We start from the raw sequence: 8,137 nt of genomic DNA on the forward strand, positions 1-8,137 counted from the left end.
ACGGCGGGCGGCCTGTCGCGCAGGCCGCCCGCCTCGCCTTTGCCTTGGAGTTGCCGCAATGATTAGCCCGAAATACCACCAAGCCGCCGTCAAGCTCGCCGCCGCCATCTACCAACCGACCGGGGGGCACGTCCGGCAATGTATCCAACGGTTCGGCCTGCCGTCGTCTCAGGTCGAAATCATATCCGGCAATGGTCCGTTGTGTGAGCGGGCCTTGGTGGTGCCGATCAATCGCGTGGCTTACCTGATCTGGCGCGGGACGGTCAATTGGCCGCAGTGGCGCTCGAATCTGAATGCCGCGCAACGCCCAATGAAAACGATGGGAACCGACGGCTTCGCCGTCCATGCCGGATTCGATGATGGTCTGGCAGAGACCTATGGTCACGCGCTGGAGTCGCTCCGCACATATGCGCGGCTTGGTTACGACATCGTGATTGGCGGCCACTCTCGTGGCGCTGGCATGGCCACCGACGCTTATCAGCTGCTCGACCGCGATGGGGTTGCCGTTACCGAGGCACATCTTTTTGGCGCGCCGCGCGACTTGAATTTGCCCGCCGCGCGCACCTTCGACCAGTTGGCTAAAGGCTCTTGTTTTCGATGGGTGGCCAATAACGACACCGTTTGCCGGGTGCCGTTTCGTTGGATGGGCTACCGCCATGTCGGGACCGAAATGTATTTCGATTCCGCCGACAAGCTCCATGTTGATCCGTCGTTGATGGTTAAGTTGCGCGGGCAATATCTTGGCCGGAAAAAGGGCGGAATTTTTGATGGCGTATCCGATCATAGCTATGTGGGCGAGTATGTTCGCCTGATCGGCAGCCTGGACTTTTAACCCCGGGGCGGCCTGTGTGGCCGCCCGCGCCGGAGGCGCTGCAATGGACCCTGAAGATTTTTTTATAAAGGAATGGAAGACCTCCGTCACCTTGCCGGACGGAACCGTGGTGGATGGAATCTTCGACCGCTTGCCGGCCGATGTTGGCGTGGGTGTCGGGATTGCTGCAAGCAACCCTCAAGTTGCGCTTTTATCGACCGTTGCGGCGGTGTTGGGCGAGGGAGATAGGCTTATCGTTAAAAGTAGGGACACGGGTGTCGATGAGGTTTACCGCGTTGTTTGCCCGGGGGTCGACGACGAAGGGCTTGCCATGGTTGACCTGGAGGATTGGGAGTAATGAGTCCGCGCGCATTGATCCGCAAAGCCGTCTGCGATACCATGAGTGCGTCGCCGGGGTTCAGGCTTGTCGAGGTGGGCCGCCGCCACAAGCTCAACGAAAAGCGGCAACTCCCTGCCGCCATCATCTATACCGATCGCGAAGAACAAACACTCATCACCTCTGCCCCGGTTACGTTTGAACATGAGCTGGAGTTGCGGGTGGTGCTTTATGTCAAAGCCGTTGGCAGTGACAGTGGAGAGGCCGCGCTAGACGAACTTTGCGAAGGAACCGAGGCGCTGGTAGTCGCCGCCATGAGCGTGCTCGACGGCGTGCAATACGCGTTCCCGTCGGAGTGGGAGGTCGAGGCCGATGGCGAGACCAATGCCGACTTCTTGGTTGGCACCAGAACATTTCGAGTAGTCTACCATTCCGCCGTAGAATGACCAGGCGTTCGGCCAACGCGGTGGCCGGGATATTGATGCGGCAGAACGTTACGGGTAAGCCCGAAGGGGCGAGCAAGTGACTACGAAAAACACATAGGAACTTAACTGAGGTGAATGAGTGAAGTGTGAAGCACGGTGCTTTTGGCAAAATAACGGTGAGTGTATGCGGGAGTGCGCGCCGAAATGTCTTGCGAGAATTGTTCCTGGATCAGACCTTGAGACGGCCCCCGTCGAATCTCAATCGACTGGATCGATTGTTAATCTCGACCTTCGTCATAGACAATCAATCGTTGATTTGATTCAGGCGGTTGTGTGTGGAGAGGTCTCAATGCGGCGTGCGGCGACTGAAATACAGAAGAAGGTGCCAAAGAAGCAATTATCTGCCGCTGATCGGCGGGATCTTCGGGTGTTGAGACGCTCTGGGAGATACACGGTTAATGACTTGGCGTTGCTGTTCGGCATCCACCCTTCAACCGTATGACGGATTTGCAAATCGTCCTGCAGAACATCAACCCCGATCCGCGCCGCCGCGCCTACTTTTTCCGCATCGAACAATCCAACCGTTAATGGAGGCTAAACCATGGGTGCCAAGTCTGGCTACAAATCTATCTTTTCCGCCGCCGGGTCCGGCGATGCCGTTGAAGTCGTCGGTGATCGCAAGAGCTGGAAAATTTCCACCCGCGCCGCCATCGGTACGGCCACTGCGCAGGGTCAGGACTGGGAGGAAACCCTTGATGGAATCAAGGGGTTTGACCTTTCGGTTTCCGGCAACCTCGACCCGTCCGATAATGGGCAAGCGGCCCTGGAAGAGGGCGCGTTGGTCGACTTCGAGGCGTGGATTGAGACGGGCGGCTTCAAATATTCCGGATCGGCGCGAATCAAGTCGCTCGAAATCGATGCGCCGGAGGATGGCCCGATTTCGTTTTCTTTTTCCGCTCAGGGTCACGGTGCGTTGTCTAGAACGCCCGCTGTTTAGTGGGGGCCTCGGATGAAACATTCTGAACTCCAACAGCGCCTGCTTGATTATACCAAACTGCTTGGTCGTCAGCGTATAGAAATCCCCGAGCTGTCTGGCGACGATGAAGATCCGTTCGTGATCTTTTCCCGCCCGCGTACGCCGGAGGATATGGACAAGCTGGGAAAGTATGAGGATTCTGCCCGGTTCAATGTCGAGGTGATTGCGCTGTTGGGCGAAAATGAGGATGGGACTCCCGCGCTGCTGAAGTCCGACTTGGTCGAGCTGATGTCCGGCGGAGCGAACGACCTAATCAAGCGCATTGCCGACCAGATGTTTTTCCATAAACCGCCAAAGGTTGCCGACCTAAAAAACTGATGGCGGAGCCCGCCGGGGCTCCGCTGCTCTTTCTGTTCTCCTTGGCCGAGCAACTCGGGAAATCCCTTGAAGAGGTCCGGCGCTTCTCTGAGGTCGAGCTTGCCGGGTGGCGGGCTTACAACGCCGCGAAAAGGATGCTTAACGAAAGATGACCACGCCCGCCGCCAACGTCAGAATCAACGCCTTCGACAACACCAAGGCGGCCTTCGCATCGGTAAACGCAAACCTCGCCAAGACCGCGAAGGGCGCCCTTTCGATGGTGGGCGGCCTTGCCGGGATTGGCGGGGCCGGGGCTCTGATGGCCTTTTCGGAGCTGACACGCAATGCCATCGAATACGGTTCGGCCTTAACGGATTCGTCCAAGGCGACCAATGCCAATGTGGAGGCACTTCAGGTGTTGCGCATGATGGCGGACAAGGCCGGGGCTTCGCACGCAAATCTTGAAAAATCGCTCATCCAGATGCAGAAGGCGTCCATGGATTCGCTCAATGGCATGGCCACCTATTCCCGTGCGTTCGAGGCTTTGGGGATCAACGTTTCCCAGTTCATCACTCTTCCGGTCGAGCGCCAGTTGGAGTTGATCGGGCGCAAGATGTCCGACTCGAAGAACCAGGCGCAAGCCTATAATGCCGCCATACAAATCCTGGGCACCCGCAACGCGCCTCGCTTGATGGAGGTGCTGCAGGACTTGGCCAAGGACGGCTTCGATGAAGTTTCCCGCGCGGCCCATGAGTCCGGACAGGTGATGTCAACCGAAACCGCCCAATCCATGGACGCCATGGCCGATGCCATGGAAAAAATAAAACGCCGGATGTCCAATACCTGGAGCGGCTTCGTGGTCGAGGCCGCCGATGTGCTGGGAATGAAAGACCTGAACGTTCAAATTGCCTCGACCGAGACCGAGCTTGAACAGGCCAAGGATCGTTGGCGCGAAATGTTCGACGGCAAGTTCGACCTCGGCTCCCTGATGCGCCTGATGCCGGGCGATCAGCGCGAGGCGCAGGTGAATTACATTTCGTTCCTCGAAACGAAGCTCGGGAAGCTTCGCGCCGAACAGGCCGCCCTTGCCGAATCGACAACCTCCGACATGCCCGCCTCTGGCGATGCCATGGCCGCGTTTGGGGCGGCCTATGAAAACGCATTGTCGCGCGCGACGGCGGCCCATGATCGTTTGGCCATGGCGAAGATGTCGGACGCGGAGCAGACCGACTTCCTGCGGTCGAAATACGACGCAATCAGCAATCAGTTGTTCGATATCTACGAGGATAGCGGGAAGCAGTCGGAGGATTATCAGAACAAATTGACCGAGTTGTATAAGGTTGAGCTGGAGCTCCATAACCTCGAAAAGAAAAACCGCACGGAATCATCGTCCGCCATCCAGCAATGGCGCGATGATAACCTCACGTCGCAATTAATGGTCGTGAATGCCATGAAGAGCGCGTCGGACGAAATGACCGACGCCTTTATGGATTTCATCGATACCGGAAAATTCGAGTTCGACGACATGGTTGCCTCGTGGCTGAAGTCGCTGGCTCAGCTTTCGTTCCAGCAAGGCGTTGCCAATCCGATGATGCAGTGGTTTTCCGGCGGCCTTTCCTCGCTCTTCGGTGGCGGCGGCGGCGGGATACCGACCTATCACGACGGCGGAATTGCCGGGCTTCAGCCCGATGAAATCCCCGCCATCCTGCAGCGGGGCGAAGAGGTGATTACCTCGGGCGACCCGCGCCATCGAAACAATCTCTCGGGCGCTTCGTCCGATACCATTAACGTGAACTTCAGTGTTTCGGCGGTGGATGCCGCCGGGGTCGACTCCCTGCTCATGCAGCGCCGCACCATGTTTGTCGGCATGATTAACGACGCCTTGGCGCGGCGCGGAAGGGGGGCGATCTAATGGCTACGATGCCGAGCAATCCGGTGCCTCAGAAAACGAAGATCAAGAGTTTGGTGCAGAACACCGTTAGCGTTGCGCAGTCGCTGCGCTCGGTGGTCTCCAGCCGCGGCGGGCAGCGCTGGGGGTTTACGTTGGAATATCCTGCGACCACCCGCGATGATATTGCCGCGCTGCTGACCTTCCTGAATGCGCGGGAGGGCCGATTCGATGCCTTCTATTTCAACTTCCCTAATCAGCCGACGCGGGGAACCATGGCCGGAAGCCCGGTGGTTTTCGGCGGCGGGCAGTTGGGAAGAACCTTGGCGACCGCCGGGTGGCCCGCGAACTCAAACGGCGTTTTGCGCGTGGGAGATTTTATTCGCGTGGAAGGCGACTACAAGACCTATCAGGTTACGGAGGATGTGAATTCCGGAGACGACGGTAGGGCCGATATTCCAATCTTCCCGACGATCCAGAAGTCGCCGATCGATGGCAATGCGCTTCGGTCCGACAATCGCTTTCGCGTTGCCTTGACGTCCGACGACCTTGAAGTCGATATCGGACAGGCGTTGCACTACGGCCTATCCATCGAGCTGCTGGAGGTGTTGCGTTGAGCCGGGAGCTGTCAACCGAGGTCATCGCCGCCGCGTCTGCGGAACAGATTCGCACCGCGCACCTTTTCCGCGCGGTTTTCATGAATCGCGCCACCGGGCAGGAGGAAGTCTATTATGCCACGGATAACGCGTGCGACGTGTCGCACGAAGGCGAAATTTATCCGGCTCTTGGAACGTATCTTGGATTCGAGGGCGCAGAGGAAACGACGGATGTTGTTGTTTCTACCCTGCGGGTTTCGCTCTCCGGCGTCGAACAGTCCTATATCTCTGCCATACTTTCCTACGCCTACCTCAATCGGGAGCTTAGAATTTCGCGCGTTTTCTTCGACCTCGATTCTGGGCAAATGATTGGGGCCCCGGAAATCATCTTCTGCGGTCCAATGGATGAGCCGACCGTGACCGATGATCCGGATAGCTCCAGCTGTACGGTAACGCTGTCGGCATCGAACCATTTCGCGGCCTTCGATTGCACGCCGGGTCGCCATACCAACCACGCTGAGCAACAGGCCTATTTTCGCGGTGACATGTTTTTTAACGGATTCGGCAATGTCGATCAGGATGTAATTTGGGGAGTAGACGATTGATGCGCTTTGTGGATTGGGATATTCGGCTGATAGAGTTCGCGGCGGCTGTTAAGGGCATGCCGTTCGAGTGGGGCAACACGAATTGCGCCGCACTGGCCGCCGGGGCCGTCGATGCCATGCTTGGCACCGACCATTTTGCCGCGCAACGCGCGCTTGACCTCAGTGAGGAGAGGGCGCGCGAAATGTCGAACGCGTGCGAAACCCGCAAGGCCTTGCTCGATGCCGGGTTGATGCCTGTTGAAAATCCTCGCCTTGCCCAGCGCGGTGACATTATCTATGCCGTTTTCGATGGCTGGGAATGCGTCCATGTGGTCGTTGGGAAATATGCGCTCTCTTCTACCATGGAACGCGGTGTCTGCTTTGTTCGACTGTCCGGCCTGTTGGCTATGGACGGGGTGGAGGTGTTCCGATGCCCGCAATAGCCGCCGTTGGTGTTGTCTGGTCGTCGATTGGTGGGTTTACCATTGGGAACCTTGCCGTCGGGGCCATGCTCCAGCAAGCCGTTGTATCGGTCGGCATTGGTTATGCCGCCAAGGAGTTGGGCGAGGCCTTTACCGATGACCAGGCGACCGATTATGGCGCGAAGGTCAACACCTCTAGCTCAACGGCGGCAATCTGTGTCTTTTACGGAACCCGGGTGGTGGGCGGAAACGAGTTCCGTGCGGCGGGGGGGGAGGATAATAAATACCTTTATCGCGTGATGGTGTTGGGCGAGGGCGAAATGGACGGCATCGATGCGGTCTATTTCAACGATAACGATGTCGGCACCTACGAAGATGACGACGGGGAATTGGTCTATGCCGATCTAGTGCGATACACCTTCCACGACGGGGCCGATGGACAGGCCGCCGATATCGATTTGGTTCAAGAGGTCGAGGCGTGGGGGCCGGATCATCGCGGTTTTGGAGTTGCTTATCTTTACGTTCGCACCGAGTGGGATTCGGATGCCTTCCCTTCCGGCATGCCGACGCTGACCGTTAAGGCCCGTGGGCGGCGCATCTACGACCCGCGTGCCGCCGTAACTGCGTGGAGCGAAAACCCGGCGCTCTGCATTCGGGACTACATCACCAACACTCGCTTCGGGGCCTCGATTCCCGTTAGTGCCATTGATGACGACTCTTTTTCCGAGGCAGCTAATTATTGCGATGAGCTGGTAACGTTCACTGATTCGGAAGGGATCGATTTCGACGCCAAGCGCTATACCTGCAATGGCGTGCTGAATCCGGACGACGGTTGTTTGGACAACGTGAAGAAGCTCCTGACATGCTGCCGGGGAATGCTGGTTTACTCCGGCGGCAAGTGGAAATTGTTGATTGATAAGCCCGAGGTGGCCCTGTTCGATTTCAATGAGGATAACATTGTCGGGGCGTGGACGTTTTCCGGGAGCTCCAAGAACACCATCGCAAACCAGGTCTGTGCCTATTATTACGACACGGACAACCAATCGGAAGACACATTGACGGTGGTATCCGACGGCGACTACATCGCTGAAGATGGGCAGATTTTCGAGCAAGACGTCTACTACCCGCTGACCAACTCGCTGGCCCGCGCAAATATCCTTGCTCAACACCACTTGAAGCAGGCGCGCCAAGGCCTGACCGCCTCTTTCTCCGTAACGCTAGAAGCACTTGCCGTAAATGTGGGCGACGTGGTGACCATCACCCATCCGGTGCCGGGCTGGTATGCGAAGCCGTTTCGGGTTTTGTCGATGTCTCTGGAGTCATCCGACAAGATAAAGGTCGAGGTTCAGGAGTACGACCCATCGGTTTACACCTTTGATGTGACGACCCCGCCTTCGATTCCCGACACCAATTTGCCCGATCCATTCTCCACGCCAGCCCCTTCCGGTCTTGTGCTGGAGAGTGGCACGGAACATTTGCAGATTTCGGCATCCGGAACCGTGATTGCCCGGTTGCTCGCGCAGTGGTCCGCCCCGGCTTCAACCTTCGTTGATCGTTACGAGGTGGCCTATAAGCTATCCAGCGCATCCGGTTGGACGGCCTTCGAAACGGGCGAGCGCCAGCATTACTTTTCCCCGGTGTCCGACGGCTATGCCTACGATGTCCGCGTCCGGGCGATCTACTATTCGGGCCGCCGTTCGAAGTGGCTCGAAACCTCTGGTTATCTAGTGGTTGGGAAATC

The 8,137-nt window shown here is 57.7% G+C and carries 10 protein-coding genes; all 10 read left to right on the forward strand.

The genetic code is table 11. From position 1 onward, the window contains the following. Positions 1-58: 58 nt before the first annotated feature. Complete coding sequence (locus tag ABYO54_RS10945; protein WP_372808288.1) at positions 59-832, forward strand: lipase family protein; 774 nt, start codon at positions 59-61, stop codon at positions 830-832. A gap of 43 nt (positions 833-875) precedes the next feature. Next, positions 876-1,169 carry a hypothetical protein gene (locus ABYO54_RS10950; RefSeq protein WP_372808289.1) on the forward strand — a complete coding sequence of 98 codons (294 nt, stop codon included), beginning with the start codon at positions 876-878 and terminating at the stop codon, positions 1,167-1,169. Beyond that, complete coding sequence (locus tag ABYO54_RS10955; protein WP_372808290.1) at positions 1,169-1,594, forward strand: hypothetical protein; 426 nt, start codon at positions 1,169-1,171, stop codon at positions 1,592-1,594. Before ABYO54_RS10950 ends, ABYO54_RS10955 begins: the two co-directional genes overlap by 1 nt. 580 nt (positions 1,595-2,174) lie before the next feature. Next, positions 2,175-2,570 (forward strand): phage tail tube protein, encoded by a 396-nt coding sequence (locus ABYO54_RS10960; protein ID WP_372808291.1) that lies wholly within the window; start codon positions 2,175-2,177, stop codon positions 2,568-2,570. Between the two features lie 12 nt (positions 2,571-2,582). Next, the gene (locus tag ABYO54_RS10965; RefSeq protein WP_372808292.1) at positions 2,583-2,927 is read left to right on the forward strand and encodes a hypothetical protein; all 345 of its coding nucleotides are present in this window, start codon (positions 2,583-2,585) and stop codon (positions 2,925-2,927) included. A 148-nt stretch (positions 2,928-3,075) separates the two neighbouring features. Next, positions 3,076-4,818: a phage tail tape measure C-terminal domain-containing protein gene (locus ABYO54_RS10970; RefSeq protein WP_372808293.1), complete on the forward strand. Its 1,743-nt coding sequence runs from the start codon at positions 3,076-3,078 to the stop codon at positions 4,816-4,818. After that, positions 4,818-5,411 (forward strand): hypothetical protein, encoded by a 594-nt coding sequence (locus tag ABYO54_RS10975; RefSeq protein WP_372808294.1) that lies wholly within the window; start codon positions 4,818-4,820, stop codon positions 5,409-5,411. The genes ABYO54_RS10970 and ABYO54_RS10975 overlap by 1 nt, the downstream gene beginning before the upstream one ends. Beyond that, positions 5,408-5,995: a hypothetical protein gene (locus ABYO54_RS10980; RefSeq protein WP_372808295.1), complete on the forward strand. Its 588-nt coding sequence runs from the start codon at positions 5,408-5,410 to the stop codon at positions 5,993-5,995. Before ABYO54_RS10975 ends, ABYO54_RS10980 begins: the two co-directional genes overlap by 4 nt. Beyond that, positions 5,995-6,417: a DUF6950 family protein gene (locus ABYO54_RS10985; RefSeq protein WP_372808297.1), complete on the forward strand. Its 423-nt coding sequence runs from the start codon at positions 5,995-5,997 to the stop codon at positions 6,415-6,417. Before ABYO54_RS10980 ends, ABYO54_RS10985 begins: the two co-directional genes overlap by 1 nt. Further along, on the forward strand, positions 6,405-8,137 hold a 1,733-nt coding region (locus ABYO54_RS10990; protein ID WP_372808296.1), incomplete at its 3' end, for a phage tail protein. The genes ABYO54_RS10985 and ABYO54_RS10990, both read left to right, overlap by 13 nt.

This window comes from Pontiella sp., from assembly GCF_041622395.1.
GTDB lineage: Bacteria > Verrucomicrobiota > Kiritimatiellia > Kiritimatiellales > Pontiellaceae > Pontiella.

Bases quoted from the DNA above. Each gene is read 5' to 3' on its own strand.
- ABYO54_RS10960 (WP_372808291.1), top strand. From the start codon at position 2,175: ATGGGTGCCAAGTCTGGCTACAAATCTATCTTTTCCGCCGCCGGGTCC.
- ABYO54_RS10955 (WP_372808290.1), top strand. From the start codon at position 1,169: ATGAGTCCGCGCGCATTGATCCGCAAAGCCGTCTGCGATACCATGAGT.
- ABYO54_RS10975 (WP_372808294.1), top strand. From the start codon at position 4,818: ATGGCTACGATGCCGAGCAATCCGGTGCCTCAGAAAACGAAGATCAAG.
- ABYO54_RS10985 (WP_372808297.1), top strand. From the start codon at position 5,995: ATGCGCTTTGTGGATTGGGATATTCGGCTGATAGAGTTCGCGGCGGCT.
- ABYO54_RS10970 (WP_372808293.1), top strand. From the start codon at position 3,076: ATGACCACGCCCGCCGCCAACGTCAGAATCAACGCCTTCGACAACACC.
- ABYO54_RS10950 (WP_372808289.1), top strand. From the start codon at position 876: ATGGACCCTGAAGATTTTTTTATAAAGGAATGGAAGACCTCCGTCACC.
- ABYO54_RS10965 (WP_372808292.1), top strand. From the start codon at position 2,583: ATGAAACATTCTGAACTCCAACAGCGCCTGCTTGATTATACCAAACTG.
- ABYO54_RS10945 (WP_372808288.1), top strand. From the start codon at position 59: ATGATTAGCCCGAAATACCACCAAGCCGCCGTCAAGCTCGCCGCCGCC.